This window comes from Nocardia nepalensis (assembly GCF_048910785.1).
Lineage (GTDB): Bacteria > Actinomycetota > Actinomycetes > Mycobacteriales > Mycobacteriaceae > Nocardia > Nocardia nepalensis.
The window spans coordinates 422,099-438,241 of the sequence record NZ_JBKBET010000028.1; the positions used below are offsets into that span (position 1 = coordinate 422,099).

Sequence of the window (16,143 nt, forward strand, 5' to 3'; positions counted from 1 at the left end):
TGCGGCACAGTAACTCTCGCTATGGCGAGCTCGGGAATGTCGGCCCACGATCGGCGGGCCGAACGATCATGATCGGCCCCGAACACGGCCCCGCCATCCAGATCCGGTCGTTCAACCCCGAACGCGCAGAGCGTCTTCCAGATGGTCGATGGTCAACCCCACCAACGAATCACGGAATACCCGCCCCGGCGCATCCGAAACCGGTATCTCGCACGGAATCACGATGACCGCACAGCCCGCCGCAGCGGCCGCGGCCGCGCCGGTCGGCGAATCCTCCAGTGCCACACAGTCTCGCGGACGCACACCGAGGAGTTCGGCGGCGCGCAGATAGATCTCGGGTGCGGGCTTGCCGTGCTCGACCTCGTCACCGCAGACCGATACGTCGAAGAAGTCGCGACCGAGAGTATCCAGGCCGAATTCGGTAAGCGACCGCTTGGTATTGGTGACCAGTGCGGTCGCCAGCCCCGCGGTGCGCACGAGCGAGAGCGCATCCTTCGCGCCCGGACGCCACGGAATCGGACCGGCCATCAGCTCGGTCACCCGTCGATCGATGAATTCACCGGCGGCGCGAACCGTCTCGGGCGTCGGCTCGATGCCGAGGCCGTCGAAGATCAGCCGCAGCGCGTTCGGCCCCGATGCGCCGATCAGCGAATGCCGCAGTTCCTCGCTCATCTCGTGGCCGTGGGCGCGCGCCAGTTCCCGCACGCCGATATCCCACAGCTTCTCCGAATCGAGCAGCGTGCCGTCCATATCCCACAGCACACCGGCAAGCCGTGCCGTCACCCGATCCGTCTCCCTTATGTCTACAAACCCGAAGCGGCGATCAGCAATCGCCCGTTATCCGACGTGACCTGGATCCACCGGTTCTCCGATGAGGTCGAGCCGTTCTTCAGGCTATAGGTCAGCGAAACGACCGCCCGGTTCTCACCGTTCGGCGTGACGCCACCCACACTCACCGAGCGGACGGTGGACCAGAACTGCGAGTAGGACCCGAAGCCACCGGTCTGGGCCTGATAGGAGGGCGTGAGCTGGGACCACGCGCCCTGCACATTGCCGGGCAGCATCCCGTAATAGCCGTAGATGAATTGGGAGATCCGGTCCGCGGTGGCCGGGCCGAACGGTGTGGTGGTGATGGCCGTCGGCGGCACGGTGGTCGACGGCTTGACCGATGGGGTGGGCGTCGGCTGGCCGGTTGTGCTCGGCTGGGTGGTCGGCGGCGCGGTGCTCGGCTGGTTCTGCGGTTCGGGCTGACCCGGTTGGATCGCGTTCGGCGACTCCGGCGCGGACTCCGGATTGCTCAGCGCGGGCGCGGACGTCGAGGAACCGACCGCGGTGCCGCCGCCCTGATCGTCGTTCTTCAGCGAGGACATGATCACCGCGACCAGCACCAGCACCGCGACCGCGGCGGCGGCCGCCACCGCGATCAGCCTGCCGCGACTCTGCTCCGCGCCACCGCCGCCCCCGCCGGGAACGGTGCCGCCGGATCTCGGTGGCGGGGGCGGCGGCGCGACGGTGACCGCCGGTGCGGCGGGTCCGGCCAGCGCCGCAGCGGCGACCATCTCCGCATCCGACGACTTGCCCGCACCCGACTTGCTCGCCCCTTGCTTGCTCAGCACCGTGGTCGCGCCCGCGTCGGAGTCGGTCACGGCGGCACCGGGCGCGGGCATGACCTTCGTCGCCGCGTGCGTGGTCGCCAGCGCGGGGGTGCGGCCCGCCGCTACGGCTTCCAGCGCCTCCTTGGCCTCGCGCATATTGGGCCTGGCATCTATCGAGGCGGCCAGCAATCGCATCAGCACCGGACCGAGTTCCCCGGCGTGCCGCGGCGGGGGCACCTGCGCCCTGGCCGCCGCGTGCAGCACGGCGAGCGCGTTATCGCCCTCGCCGAAGGGCGGGCTGCCCTCGACGGCCGCGTAGAGCGTGGAGCCGAGCGCGAAGACGTCGGAGGCCGGTTCCGGATTCTCGCCCCGCGCCACCTCCGGTGCGAGGTACGCCGGCGTGCCCGCCAGGAATCCGGTCGCGGTGACGGTCACGTCACCGACGGCGCGGGAGATGCCGAAATCGGTGATCTTCACCGTGCCGTCGTCGCCGACGAGCAGATTCGCCGGCTTCACATCCCGGTGCATGATGCCCGCGGCGTGCGCGGCGGCCAGCGCGCCCGCGGCCTGGGCGCCGATGCGCGCCACCTCGGTCGGCGCCAGCGTGCGCTTGCCCGACAGCTTCGCGGCCAGACTCGGCGCGTCCATGTACTCCATGACCAGCCAGGGCTGGCCGTCCTCCTCGGCGACATCGAAGACGGTGATCGCGTTGGGATGGTGTAGCCGCGCGGCGATGCGGCCCTCCCGCATGGCCCGCAGCTTGGCCTCCAGCGCCTGAGATCGGGACAGACCGGGTCCGAGCAGCAGCTGCTTCACCGCGACCGTGCGGCGCAGCCGGACGTCCGTGGCCCGCCACACGACACCCATGGCACCTGTGCCGATCGGATCCGTCAGCCGATACCGTCCAGCGATCAACCGGTCCGCTGTCATGGTGTTGAGCCCCTCCTGCTTGCCCGCCGAGCCATCTCGCACTCCGCGCGTAAGCGGAAATCGTCGAAAATGCTACGCGCCGAAGTACATTGCACCCGAATTGCAGCAGGACGTTCGCATCCGCCGACTGCCCCGGATGCAGTACCAACAGTTCCGACTTTGTCATACCGAACCGACATCTATCCACCGCCACGCCGACCCGAAGCCGATACCCCAGGTCAGGCGGTCGCGACCGCCCGAACACGCCCGCGCGTCGCGGCCCCACGTGTCGTTCCACGACCCCCTCCGCCGCAATCGATCTCACATATCACGAGGTAATCAAGGCCCTGGAAGCACCGAACGCGGCACCGGCGGGCAGGTTTCGATGCGGTGAGAATCACAACGCCGCGTCCGGTCGGATAATAAATTCAGCTCGAAAACAGACCGATCGGTATCACACGGCCGCGCCTCTCGGCGTCTACGGCGGCCACCCGTACTCGCGCACCCCCTCGGACCGAGCCGCGTGGGATCCACCGAAGCCTGTCGAGGGGCGCACTCCCACGACACTTGTATCGCCCACCCGGCCCGGCCGAATTCGTCAGGCGTTGAAGTACTTCGCCTCCGGATGCAGTAGTACGAAGGCGTCCGTCGACTGTTCCGGGTGCAGCTGCAGCTCTTCGGAGAGTACGACGCCGATTCGGTCGGCCTCCAGCAGCTCCACCAGCTTCGCGCGGTCCTCCAGGTCCGGGCAGGCGCCGTAGCCGAAGGAGTAGCGGGCGCCGCGGTAGCCGAGTTTGAAGTACTCGAGCACATCCGCGGGATCGGAGTCGGCGACCGCATGTCCTTCCAGCACCAGCTCCTCGCGGATGCGGCGGTGCCAGTATTCGGCAAGTGCCTCGGTGAGCTGGACGCCGATGCCGTGTACCTCGAGATAGTCGCGGTAGTTATCGGCCGCGAACAGCTCGTTGGCGAAGTCGGCGATCGGCTGGCCCATGGTGACCAGCTGGAACGGCAGCACATCGACCTGACCGGTTTCGCGGGCGTGTTCGCGAGACCGGATGAAGTCGGCGACGCACAGGAACCGATCGCGCTGCTGACGCGGGAAGGTGAACCGATACCGTTGCGGCGCATCCGGATTCGGCTCGGTCAGCACGATCACGTCATCGCCCTCGGAGACCGCGGGGAAGTACCCGTACACCAGCGCCGCATGCTGCAGCACGCTCTCGGTGGACAGCCGGTCCAGCCAGTACCGCAACCGCGGCCGCCCCTCGGTCTCCACCAACTCCTCGTAGCTCGGGCCCTCGCCGCCACGCTGCCCGCGCAGACCCCACTGGCCGAGGAATAGCGCACGCTCGTCGAGCAGTCCCGAATACTCCTGCAGCGAAACACCTTTCACCACCCGAGTACCCCAGAACGGCGGCACCGCGACCGGCAGATCGGCGGCCACATCGGAGCGCGCGGGCACCTCGATCGGCACCTCGGCCGCCTTGCGCTGTTCGGCGATCCGCTTGGAACGCTCATGGCGCGCCTTGCGCTCGGCCGCCTTCTCGCGTTCGGCGATCGCCTCCGGGCTGTCCGGGTCGAGGCCGCCGCCGCGCTTGCGGGTCATGATCTCGTCCATCAGCCGCAGACCCTCGAAGGCGTCGCGGGCGTAGTGCACATCGCCGTGGTAGACCTCGGTGAGGTCGTTCTCGACGTAGGCCCTGGTCAGCGCCGCACCGCCGAGGAGCACCGGGAACTGGTCGGCGACGCCCTTGGAATTGAGCTCCGCCAGGTTCTCCTTCATCACCACGGTCGACTTCACCAGCAGACCGGACATGCCGATCACATCGGCCTTCTTGTCCACGGCGGCGTCGAGGATGGTCGCGATCGGCTGTTTGATGCCGAGGTTGACGACTTCGTAGCCGTTATTGGACAGGATGATGTCGACCAGGTTCTTGCCGATATCGTGCACATCGCCCTTGACGGTGGCCAACACGATGCGGCCCTTACCGCTGTCGTCGGTGACCTCCATATGCGGCTCCAGATAGGCGACCGCGGCCTTCATCACCTCGGCCGACTGCAGCACGAACGGCAGCTGCATCTGGCCGGAGCCGAATAGTTCGCCGACCGTCTTCATGCCCGACAGCAGTGTTTCGTTGATGATCTGCAGCGGTGGCACCTCGGTCATGGCGGCATCGAGATCGGCCTCCATGCCCGCCTTCTCACCGTCGACGATCCGCCGTTCCAGCCGCTCGAACAGCGGCAGCGCCGCCAACTCCTCCGCGCGCGAGGCCCGCGACGACGAGGCCGACACACCCTCGAACAGCGACATCAGCTTCTGCAGCGGGTCGTAACCGTCGCTACGGCGGTCGTAGACCAGATCCAGTGCGGTCTCGCGCTGTTCCTCCGGAATGCGGGCGATCGGCAGGATCTTGGAGGCGTGCACGATCGCGGAATCCAGTCCGGCCTGGACGCATTCGTGCATGAACACCGAATTCAGCACCTGGCGCGCGGCGGGATTGAGGCCGAAGGAGATATTCGACAGGCCGAGGGTGGTCTGCACCTCCGGATGCTTCTGTTTCAGCAGCCGGATCGCCTCGATGGTCTCGACGCCGTCGCGCCGCGACTCCTCCTGGCCGGTGCCCAGGGTGAAGGTCAGCGTGTCGATGATGATGGCGCTTTCGCGCAGACCCCAGTTGCCGGTGATATCGGCGATCAGCCGTTCGGCGATCTCCACCTTCTTCTCGGCGGTACGGGCCTGCCCCTCCTCATCGATGGTCAGCGCGACCACCGCGGCGCCGTGCTCGGCGACCAGCTTCATCGTCTGCTGGAACCGGGATTCGGGCCCGTCGCCGTCCTCGTAGTTCACCGAGTTGACCGCGCAGCGACCGCCCAAATGCTCCAAACCGGCCTGCAGGACCGGGGTTTCGGTGGAGTCGAGCATGATCGGCAAGGTCGAGGCCGTCGCGAGCCGCGACGCCAGCGCCTGCATATCCTTGGTGCCGTCGCGCCCGACGTAGTCGACGCACAGGTCGAGCATGTGCGCGCCGTCACGGGTCTGGTCCTTGGCGATATCGAGGCATTTCTGCCAGTCCTCGGCGAGCATGGCCTCACGGAATGCCTTGGAGCCGTTGGCATTCGTGCGCTCGCCGATCATCAGGATCGAGGCGTCCTGTTCGAAGGGCACCGCGGTGTACATGCTCGAAACGCTCGGTTCGTGCACCGGTTCGCGGCGCGCGTCCAACGACGGCAGCGTCGGCTCCACCTCGCGCACCGCCGCGGTGACCTGGCGAATATGCTCCGGCGTCGTACCGCAGCAGCCGCCGACCAGGGCGAGCCCGAACTCGGAGACGAACCCGCGCAACGCGATCGCCAACTCTTCGGGGGTCAGCGGGTACTCCGCGCCGTTCGCGCCGAGCACCGGCAGACCGGCATTCGGCATGACCGAAACCGGAACCGTCGCGTGCCGGGACAGATGGCGCAGGTGCTCGCTCATCTCGTCCGGCCCGGTGGCGCAGTTCAGTCCGATCATGTCGATGCCGAGCGGTTCCAGCGCGGTGAGCGCCGCGCCGATCTCACTGCCGACGAGCATGGTTCCGGTGGTCTCCACGGTGACGTGGGTGATGATCGGAATCCGCCGACCCAGCTTGGCCATGGCGCGCTGACTGCCGGTGACCGCGGCCTTGACCTGCAGCAGGTCCTGGCAGGTTTCGATGAGTATGGCGTCCGCGCCCGCCTCGAGCATGCCGAGGGCGGCCTCGGTGTAGGCATCGCGCAGCGCGGTATAGGGGGCGTGACCCAGCGTCGGCAACTTGGTGCCCGGCCCCATCGAACCGAGCACATAGCGCGGGGTGCCGTCGGCGCTCGGGCCCATCTCGTCGGCGACCTCGCGGGCCAGCCGGGTGCCGCGCTCGGATAGATCGCGAATCCGGTCGGCGATGTCGTAGTCCGCGAGGTTGGGCAGATTGCAGCCGAAGGTATTGGTCTCGACCGCGTCCGCACCGGCCTCGAAGTAGGCGCGATGAATGCTGCGCAGCACGTCCGGGCGGGTGTCGTTGAGGATTTCGTTGCAGCCCTCGAGGCCGCGGAAGTCGTCCAGGGTCAGATCGGCCGCCTGCAACATCGTGCCCATCGCACCGTCGCCGATGACGACGCGCCGACGGAGCGTGTCGAGAAGCGTGGTATCGAACGCGGCGGTGCTGGACGCAGACATGTGATCAAGCGTAATGGGCCGCTACGACATGCCGAACCACCGTGCCGGTGTCGGACACCACACCTACCCAGACAGATGAACGGACAGTGCCGCGCCGACCGCGCAAATTCAACGCCAGCTCCTCACACGCCGTAGGCTGACCGGGGTGAACTCCAGTGAACCTCCGGTATCACCCGAGCCGGAACTGCCGACATTGCGCGATCCTGTGTTGGTCGCTGCCTTCGAAGGCTGGAACGACGCGGGTGATGCGGCAAGTGGCGCCGTCGAGCATCTGGAATTGATCTGGGATGCCGAGCCGCTGGCCGAACTCGACTCCGAGGACTACTACGACTACCAGGTCAATCGGCCGACGGTGCGTCAGGTCGACGGGGTGACCAGGGAAATCCAGTGGCCCGCCACCATGCTCTCGGTCTGCTCGCCTCCCGGCAGCGACCGCGACGTGGTGCTGCTGCGCGGTATCGAACCCAATATGCGCTGGCGCAGCTTCTGCGCGGATCTGCTCGAGTTCATCGAACAGCTGGGTGTGCAGACCGTCGTCATTCTCGGCGCACTGCTCGCCGATACCCCGCACACCCGCCCGGTGCCGGTCACCGGATCGGCCTATAGCAAGGAGGCCGCCGAGCGGTTCGCCCTGGAGCAGACCCGCTACGAGGGACCGACCGGTATCACCGGGGTGCTGCAGGATCAGTGTGTGAAGGCGGGCGTGCCCGCCGTATCGTTCTGGGCGGCCGTGCCGCATTACGTCTCCCAGCCGCCGAATCCGAAGGCGACCATCGCGCTGCTGCATCGCGTCGAGGATGTGCTCGATATCGAGGTGCCGCTCGGCGAGCTGCCCAAGCAGGCCGAGGACTGGGAGACCGCCGTCAACGAGATGACGGTGGGCGATGACGAAATCAGCGAGTACGTGCGCTCGCTCGAGGAACGCGGCGACGCGGCCGTCGATCTGAACGACGCGATGGCCAAGATCGATGGCGACGCGATCGCGGCCGAATTCGAAAAGTACCTGCGCAGGCGCGGTCCGGGCAGCTTCGGGCTGTAATCGATTCGGGCCGTTGCGGTTCGACTCCGGGCAATTCACCGAAAGTTCGCCAGGGGGCCACTGGCCGGTGTGGATAGGCTTACCATCTAGACTTCTCCGGTGACTATTCACCGGATCGTCGCGCACCTTCGCACTTTCGACGACCGGATCGCCGTCCTCTGTCCTCGATCTCCATCGGCGGCCGTCACAGCAGCGGAATCGGTGCCGGATGGTTTGGAGCGGATCACCTATGCGCAGCTGGCGGCGCTCGTCGAGGAGTTCGCACGGCAGCTCGGACCGAACCGGCGGCTCGTCGCGCTCGCGGCGCGCAACGATATCGATTCTCTCGTCGCGTACCTGGGCGCGCTGAGCGCCGGCTGTGTCGTCCTGCTCACCTCGGAGATCACCGGGGAATTGCTGGCCGCCTACGATCCCGATGTCGTGATCGATGGCGACGCCGATATTCGGCGCGAGGTCTCCGCGCACCGCCTGCATCCGGATCTCGCGCTGCTGCTGAGCACTTCGGGTTCGACGGGTTCGCCGAAGCTGGTGCGGCTCTGCGCCGCCAACCTGCTGTCCAATGCGGACGCCATCGCCGAATATCTGTCCATCGCCCCCGATGATCGCGCCGCGACGACTCTTCCGATGTTCTATTGCTACGGACTGTCGGTCGTGCACAGCCATCTGCTGCGCGGTGCGAGCCTGTTGCTCACCGACCGGTCGGTCGTCGACGACCAGTTCTGGGACGACGTCCGCGAGCACCGGGTGACCTCGTTCGCGGCCGTGCCGTACACCATCGATCTGCTCGACCGCATCGGCTTCGACCGCATGCGGCTGCCCGCGCTGCGCTATATCACCCAGGCCGGTGGCCGCCTCGCGCCCGAGCGGGTGCGCGCGTACGCCCGGCTCGGCAAGCGCGCCGGATGGGATTTCGTCGTGATGTACGGCCAGACCGAGGCCACGGCCCGGATGGCCTATCTGCCAGCGGAATTGGCGGGGAAGCATCCGGATTGCATCGGCGTGCCGATTCCCGGCGGCCGGTTCACCCTCGAGCCGGTGCCGGATGCCGAGGAGAAGGAGCTGGTCTATCACGGCCCCAACGTGATGATGGGCTATGCCCGTTGCCCGCGCGATCTCGCTCTCGGACGCACGGTCGAATCCCTGCGCACGGGCGATCTGGCCCGACGCACACCCGACGGCCTGTATCAGGTGGTCGGCAGGCGCAGCCGGTTCGCGAAGATCTTCGGCCTGCGCATCGACCTGCAATGGCTCGAATCCGGTTTGGCCGCCGCCGGTTTCACGGCCTGCTGCACCGATGGTGACGACCAATTGGTCGTCGCCTCCGAAAACCCGGCGGAATCGCTCGCCGCGACCGCCGCCGAACTGTCGGGTTTGCCGGCCACGGCCATCCGTGTCTGCGCGGTCGCGCATATGCCGCGCCTGCCCAACGGAAAGCCCGACTATCCCGCGATCCGACAACTGACCACGCCCGAACCCGACCTGCCGACCCGCGATATCCGCGCGCTCTACGCCGTCGCCCTCGGCATCGACCCCGCGCTGATCCGGCCCGACAGCACCTTCGTCGACCTCGGCGGCAACTCACTGACCTACATCACCACCTCGACCCGCCTCGAGCGGGCACTCGGCCGACTGCCCGCGAACTGGCCGGACCGCACTGTCGCCGAACTCGAACGGGTTCCTCACGGCCACACCGCATTCGGCCGCTCCGTGGACACCCCCACGCTGCTGCGCGCCGCGGGGATCGTGCTGATCGCGGGCTCGCATATCGGCATGTTCGTGCTCTGGGGCGCGGCCCATGTGCTGCTCGGCGTCGCCGGATTCAACTTCGCCCGCTTCGCCGTCACCACGACCCCGCGCGCCGAACGGCTGCGCAATGCGCTGCGCACGGTGGCACTGATCGCGATCCCGACCGCCGCCTGGGTCTCGATCACGCTGCTGTTCACCGACTATTACAGCTGGCAGAACGTGTTGCTGCTCAATAAGTTTCTCGGCCCACGCGATAGCGACACCGCCGGGCACCTGTGGTTCATCGAGGTGCTGGTGCTGTTCATGGTGGTGGCCGCGCTATTGGTGCGCGTGCCGTTCATCGATGCCGTCGCACGCCGCAATCCGTTCTGGTTCGCCATCGGATTGGCGGCGCTGACCATGGTGTTCCGGGTTTGGTCGTTCGGGCTCTACCCGGCCAAGGATGTGCCATTCTCGCCGCTGGCCTGCTGGTTCTTCGCCCTTGGCTGGGCGGCTGCGAAGGCTACCTCGATCTGGCAGCGGCTGCTGGTGAGCGCGGTGCTGCTGGTCTCGGTGCCCGGCTACTTCGGCGTTCCCGATCGGGAGCGGCTCGTGATGGCCGGCCTGCTGTTGTTGATCTGGCTGCCCGCGGTGCGGGTGCCCGCACTGGTGGCCGGGGTGGCCGCGCTACTGGCCGACAGCTCGTTATTCGTGTATCTGCTGCACTGGCAGGTCTATCCGCCATTCGGGCAACACCATGTGGCGGCGCTGCTCGCATCACTCGGGGCCGGTCTGGTCGCGACGTGGCTGGTGGCGAATCTGCGGCGCAGGTCAGTCCTCGTGAAGAACTGCCTCGCGAAGGCCCTCGTCCCGAAGAGCGCAGCTCTCGATGGTCCACACCTGGGCCGCCGCGTCCTGGGCCAGCTTCGCGATCAGAATGTCGCGCGGAATCGTCTGGCCGGCAAGATGATCGAGTGAGGGCACCACGACGTGGTGCGCATCAGCCCGCTTGAGCTCCTGGGTCAGCTCGGCGAATGCCGTGCCGTCACCGGAAGTCGATTCATGGAATGTTGCGGCGAAGCAGAGGCCTTCTTCGCGGGCGAGGCTGCTCATCGCATCCTCTAGCTCTGCACTGCGTCCATCGGCCAGATCGTCACGCAAGTATCCATAGATCAACGCTTCCACCCGAACCTCCGTTGGATTGGGGATCTCGCTGTTCTCTTGTGTGGATCACCCCCGTCGCCGAGGGGCACTGCGCACTTGCAAGAGCAGATGTACTTACATAGGGGCCTTGGCAAATCCTCCGCGCCCATATTCAGCATGTAGGACGCAAAACTGCGAGTGCAGATGTCAACCCAGTGACATCTGTATGCCCTATCCGGGCCACTGAGCGTTAACTGGTGCGATACTACAGATGTGGCCGCTGGAGACGATCGACCCGTCTGGGCTGTCCGAATGCGCTCCGAACGCGATGCGCGGGGGTGGTCACAAGCAGACGCCGTCCGTGTGATGCGCGCGAAGTCTTCGCACAACCTGCCGACGGACAGTACCCTGCTGCGTAACTGGCGCCGCTGGGAATCGGGCGAGTCGCGACCGGATGATTTCTATGCCCCTATCATCGCGGCCGCATTCGACACGGTGACGGCCGCGTTCTTCCCGAAAAATCGTCCCAACCGCGATGACGAACTGCTTTCGGCCACCGGCATGGACACCCTCGAATTCATCGGCAGACTGCGGATGTCCGATGTCTCCACCGCCACGCTGGACGCCATCCGGATCACCGCCGAGCGACTGTGTTGTGAGTATCCGTACACGGATCCGCACGATCTGCACGCCGAGGGCACCTCGTGGCTGCGCCGCATCACCTCACTGCTGGACGGTCGGCTGACCCTTTCGCAGCATCGGGAAATTCTCGTACTGGCCGGTTGGGTCGCACTGCTGGTCGGTTGCGTTGACTACGATCTCGGCCGCCGCACCACCGCCGAAGCCACCCGCCGCGCGGCCCATTCGCTCGGCCAGGAGGCGGAGAACGCCGAAATCACCGGCTGGAGTGCGGAAATGGCCGCTTGGTTCGCGTTGACCCAGGGTAACTATCGTGGCGCGATCGAGGCGGTCGACCCGGCGCTGGTGACCTGCGGAAAACTCGGTGTCGGAGTCCAATTGTCCGCGCAGCGGGCCAAGGCGTGGGCCCGGCTGGGTGATCGGCGCGAGGTCGAGGCGTCACTGGCTCAGGGCCGAGCTATTCTCGAGCGACTCGACCATCCGACGAATCTGGACAATCATTTCGTGGTCGACCCGCAGAAGTACGACTTCTACGCGATGGACTGCTGCCGGGTCGCCGGCGAGAATCCGCGCGCGGAATCCTATGCGCGCGAGGTGATCCGCAACTCGACCCGAGCCGACGGGACGATCCGCAATCCGATGCGGGTGTCCGAGGCACATCTGACCCTCGCGGTGGTCGCCGTGCGCGACCGCGACCTCGAACTCGCGGTGCACGAGGGTATGCGGGCCTTCGCCGGTAAACGCCGATCGCTGCCGTCGCTGATGTGGATCGCGGGCGAGGCCGCGCGCGAAATGGTCGAGCGGTTCCCCGGTGATCCGCGCACCATGGTGTATCTGGACCAGTTGCGGATGCTCTCGCCCGAGTGATCATTTGTCCGTCGGCATCGGCTGATTCGCGGTAGTTTTGGATCATCGCCGGCGGTTAGGGGTGGGCGATGAATCGAGTTCGTGTCATTGTGCGTCGCGATGCGGACGGATCGCTGCGAACCACCGTGCTGGAGGCGGATGCCCCGATCGGGGAAACGATTGCGCCCCTGCCCGATCAGGTGGCCCTCGCCTGGGGTGCGGTGGGCGGTCGACCGGATACCGTGCGCCGGACGGTCGCTCAGATCGGCGCGGCGTTGCGGGATGCGCTGTTCGAGCCGCGGACGATCTGGCATCTCACGCGGCTCGTCGATGGATCCGATACCGAAGTGGTCTTCGATGTCGACGACGACACGATGCTGTTGCCGTACGAGATGCTGATGCTGGCCGACGACGTACCGCTGGCCATGCGGCCGAATGTGGCCGTCTCGCGCCGGTACTCCGGTGCCGGGCAGCCCGCCCCCGTACTCCCGCCGGGACCGTTGAAGATCCTGGCCGCGGTGGCCGCGCCGACCGAAACCCGCACGGCGAATCTCGCATTGGATGTCGAGGCGGAGATGCAGGCGCTCCTCGACGCGGTATCGCAGGTACCGACCGAGGGTGGCGGCGGCGTGCGCATTCTGGAAGTCGCTTCGCTGCAGCAGATCACCGCGGCACTGCGGGCCGAGGAATTCCATGTGCTGCATCTGGGTGCGCACGGGTCGGCGACAGTTCTGGAATTGGAGGATGAGGACGGCGATCCGGACGTGGTCGAGGCCGCGGACCTCATTGCCGCACTGCGGGCGTCGGAACGGGCGCTGCCATTGGTGGTGTTGTCGAGTTGCGGCGGAGTCGATGGTGGGCCCGCGGGGCTGGCGCGCACGTTGATCAGTGGGGGTGTCGAGCGGGTGCTCGTCATGCAGACGCGGGTGTCCGACCGGTATGCCACGCTATTGGCGAAGTCGTTCTACGCGATGCTTTCCGGTGGGTCGGTCGCCTTCGCGCTGGGGCAGGCGCGCTATGCCCTCGAACAAGAACGCCTCGCCGACGGAGGTGTGATTGCGCCCGAGTGGTTCGTGCCGACGCTGCTCACCGGGGTGGCCGATCGGCCGCTGTGGAATCCGGCGGCGCCGCCGCGTCCACTGGGTCGACGCACCCGAGCGCCGAGCGGTGCCACGGTGCGCGAGTTGCCGGTCGGATATCTGATCGGCCGCCGGGGGCCGGTGCGCGATATCGTGCGGCTACTCGACGCCCCGACTGGCGGACCCGGTGCGGTGATCACCGGGATGGGCGGACTCGGCAAGACGGCGGTTGCCGGGCGAGTCGCCGCGCGCATGCGCGAGCGCGGCTGGCATATCGCCGAACATGTGGGGCAATGGAATCCGACGGCGCTGTGCCACGCGGTGCGCGCGGCCATCCAGGACGACGCGGCGTTGGGTGAGGTCGGCGATGCACTCGCCCGCGATGGCGACGGACAGGTGCTGAAGCACGTTCATCGGCTATTGGCCGGTAGCCGATTGCTGTTGTTGTTCGACGATTTCGAGCAGAATCTGACCCGGCCCGGTGGCGCCGAATTCCTCGATCCCGGTTTCGCCGAACAGTTTTCGCAGCTGTGCCGGGTCGCGATGACGGGACGGCTATTGGTCACCTGCCGGTATCCGATTCCCGGTGGTCTCACCGAGGTCGGGCTGACGCCGTTGAGTCCGGCCGAGTTGACGCGAATGTTCTTGCGGCTGCCCCAGATCAGCGGTCTGCGACCGGATGAGCGTCAGCTCGTCGCGCGCACCATCGGCGGTCATCCACGGCTCATCGAATTCGTCGACGCGCTATTGCGCAGTGGGGATGGCACATTGCGTCCGGTCGGTGACAAATTGCGCCGACTCGCCGATGGACACGCGGTCGATCTCGGCCAGGACCGGACGCTGGCCGAAAGTCTGGATACCGCGGTAGTGCTCGGCTCCCGGGATATCCTCGTGAACGCTCTGCTCGAGCTGCTCGATGCCGCCGAACGCGAACTGCTGCTGCAGATTTCGCTATCGCGGACACCACTGCGGGATCTGGATATCTGCCACGCCCGCTTCGGCGCCGACGCTACCCGCACTCAGCGCCGCGAAGTCATGGCGGGGATCGAAACCCTGATCAGGTTGACGCTGCTGACCACCGACGACGACCGATATGTGGTGCACCCGTGGGTCGCACAGGCACTCGACGCGCATCAGGACCCGGATCGCATACGCCGCCACAGTCGGGCCTATTCGATGCGGCTGGCCCGAATCTCGGCCGGTTTCCGGGATTTCGACGACTACAGCGAGGCCTGCGGACATCTGCTCGCCGCGGGGCGATACGCGGAACTCACCGAACTCGCCATCCCCTTCTGCCGGGAGTTGGATCAACTGCAGGTCGCCGCGCTGCTCGGCGAGATCATGCCCACACTGCCCGATGACACTCCCGGATATCTGGAGCTCGGCGACCGCGAGGTGCGCGCGCTACGCCGTACCGGAAACCTCGGTGCCGCAACCGATCGCCAGACCGCGCTGGTGAACGTGCTGCGGGTCCGCGTCCAATCCTCCTCCGGCAGCGCAGATTCCCGGCGTGCGCTCGTCGTCGGCCTGGACACCCTCGGCGAACTGGCCATGCTGGCAGGAGATCTCGGCACCGCCCGCGAGCATTACAGCCGATCCCTGCGCACCGCGAGGCATCTCACCCGCACCGAGCCGCACCACATCGAAATGCAGCAGGTCCTCAGCCGTGCCCTGGAGAGTCTGGGCGATATCGCCGTGCGCACCGGTGACCTCACCGCAGCCCTGGCCCACCACACCGAGGCACTGGCCATTCGCCGCACCCTCGCCGATAACGACCCACCCAGCATCGAACTGCGCCGCGACCTCGCCAATGCCTGCGCCCGACTCGGCGACCTGGCCGTACTGACCGCCGACCTCGACGGCGCACATCACCTCTACACCGAATCCCTCACCCTCCACCGCGATCTCACCGAATCCGGGCCCGACGCCGCCGAATCCCGTCGCGGCCTGGCCATCGCGCACGGCAAACTCGGCGACCTGGCCATGCGCGCGGGCCACGGCGACGCCGCCAGCCGCCACTACCTCGAAAAGCTCCTGATCAGCAACGAACTCTCCCAGGCCGACCCCGGCGATACCGAAATCGCCCGCGATGTCGCCATCGCCATGCAGCAGATCGGCGATACGGCCCTGCTCTTCGAAACCCCTGAGGAAGCGGTCAACTTCTTTACCGAATCCCTCGCCATCCATCGCGAACTCGCCGAAAAGGACCCTGGCAACGCCGAATACCAACGCGACCTCGCCATCGCCCTCAACCGCTGCGGCGATGTGACCCTGCAACTCGGCGAACTCCACACCGCCCGCACCCACTACACCCAATCGCTGGCCATCCACCGCAGATTCGCCGACGCCGATCCGGGTAACGCCCGCAACCAACGCGACCTCAGCATCTCCCACGACAAACTCGGCGACCTGGCCATGCGCACCGGCGACTACCTCTCCGCCGACCACCACTACACCCAATCCCTCACCCTCGCAGAACAACTCGCGGCCGCCGATCCGACCAATACCGAAAAGCAACGCGACCTCAGCATCTCCCACCACCAACTCGCCAAGGTCGCCGCCGCCACCGGCGCCTACACCCTGGCCTTCCGCCACAACACCGCGGCCCTGACCCTCGCCCGCCGCCTCGCCGAGGCCGACCCCGAAAACCTGCAACTGCACCGCGACGTCGGCCTGATCCTGTCCGCCATCGGCGACGCCGCCGAACGAGAGGACGATTACGACACCGCCGCCGAGGTCTACCGCGAGGCCCTCGCGATCGCCAAGGATCTCCTCGAAACCGATCCGGCCAGCCCGCGCGCACTGCGCGATATGGAATTCGCCATGACCAACCTGGGCCGAGTCCTCGATATCGTCGAGCCGAACCGGGCCACCCACACCGGCATCGACACCGTCGTCGAACAGGGCAGGGCCTGGCTCCGGCGACTCCTGCCCCCGGCGTAATTCCGCAGGTAGTGCGCATCTCTGTATCGC

The 16,143-nt window shown here is 66.9% G+C and carries 7 protein-coding genes; 4 read left to right on the top strand and 3 right to left on the bottom strand.

What is annotated here, in order from left to right; genetic code table 11:
• Positions 1 to 111 precede the first annotated feature (111 nt).
• The 3 genes from ACHQ4I_RS22710 to metH all read right to left on the bottom strand — a co-directional run bounded on the left by ACHQ4I_RS22710 (position 112) and on the right by metH (position 6,699).
• Positions 112 to 783: an HAD family hydrolase gene (locus ACHQ4I_RS22710; protein ID WP_420773808.1), complete on the bottom strand. Its 672-nt coding sequence runs from the start codon at positions 781 to 783 to the stop codon at positions 112 to 114.
• Between the two features lie 20 nt (positions 784 to 803).
• Positions 804 to 2,525: a serine/threonine-protein kinase gene (locus ACHQ4I_RS22715; protein ID WP_420773809.1), complete on the bottom strand. Its 1,722-nt coding sequence runs from the start codon at positions 2,523 to 2,525 to the stop codon at positions 804 to 806.
• Positions 2,526 to 3,102: 577 nt separating this feature from the next.
• A complete protein-coding gene (gene metH, locus ACHQ4I_RS22720; protein ID WP_420773810.1) occupies positions 3,103 to 6,699 on the bottom strand; it encodes a methionine synthase in 3,597 nt (1,198 codons plus the stop codon).
• 145 nt (positions 6,700 to 6,844) lie between these two features.
• Between metH and ACHQ4I_RS22725 the strand changes: the two genes are divergently transcribed.
• The 4 genes from ACHQ4I_RS22725 (at position 6,845) to ACHQ4I_RS22740 (ending at position 16,113) form a co-directional block, all read left to right on the top strand.
• Positions 6,845 to 7,738 carry a PAC2 family protein gene (locus tag ACHQ4I_RS22725; protein WP_420773811.1) on the top strand — a complete coding sequence of 298 codons (894 nt, stop codon included), beginning with the start codon at positions 6,845 to 6,847 and terminating at the stop codon, positions 7,736 to 7,738.
• Positions 7,739 to 7,837: 99 nt separating this feature from the next.
• Positions 7,838 to 10,441, top strand: a complete 2,604-nt coding sequence (locus ACHQ4I_RS22730; RefSeq protein ID WP_420773812.1) for an AMP-binding protein — start codon at positions 7,838 to 7,840, stop codon at positions 10,439 to 10,441.
• A 531-nt stretch (positions 10,442 to 10,972) separates the two neighbouring features.
• Complete coding sequence (locus ACHQ4I_RS22735) at positions 10,973 to 12,112, top strand: NsdA family TPR-like regulatory protein (protein WP_420773813.1); 1,140 nt, start codon at positions 10,973 to 10,975, stop codon at positions 12,110 to 12,112.
• 68 nt (positions 12,113 to 12,180) lie between these two features.
• Positions 12,181 to 16,113 carry a CHAT domain-containing protein gene (locus tag ACHQ4I_RS22740; protein ID WP_420773814.1) on the top strand — a complete coding sequence of 1,311 codons (3,933 nt, stop codon included), beginning with the start codon at positions 12,181 to 12,183 and terminating at the stop codon, positions 16,111 to 16,113.
• Positions 16,114 to 16,143: the final 30 nt, after the last annotated feature.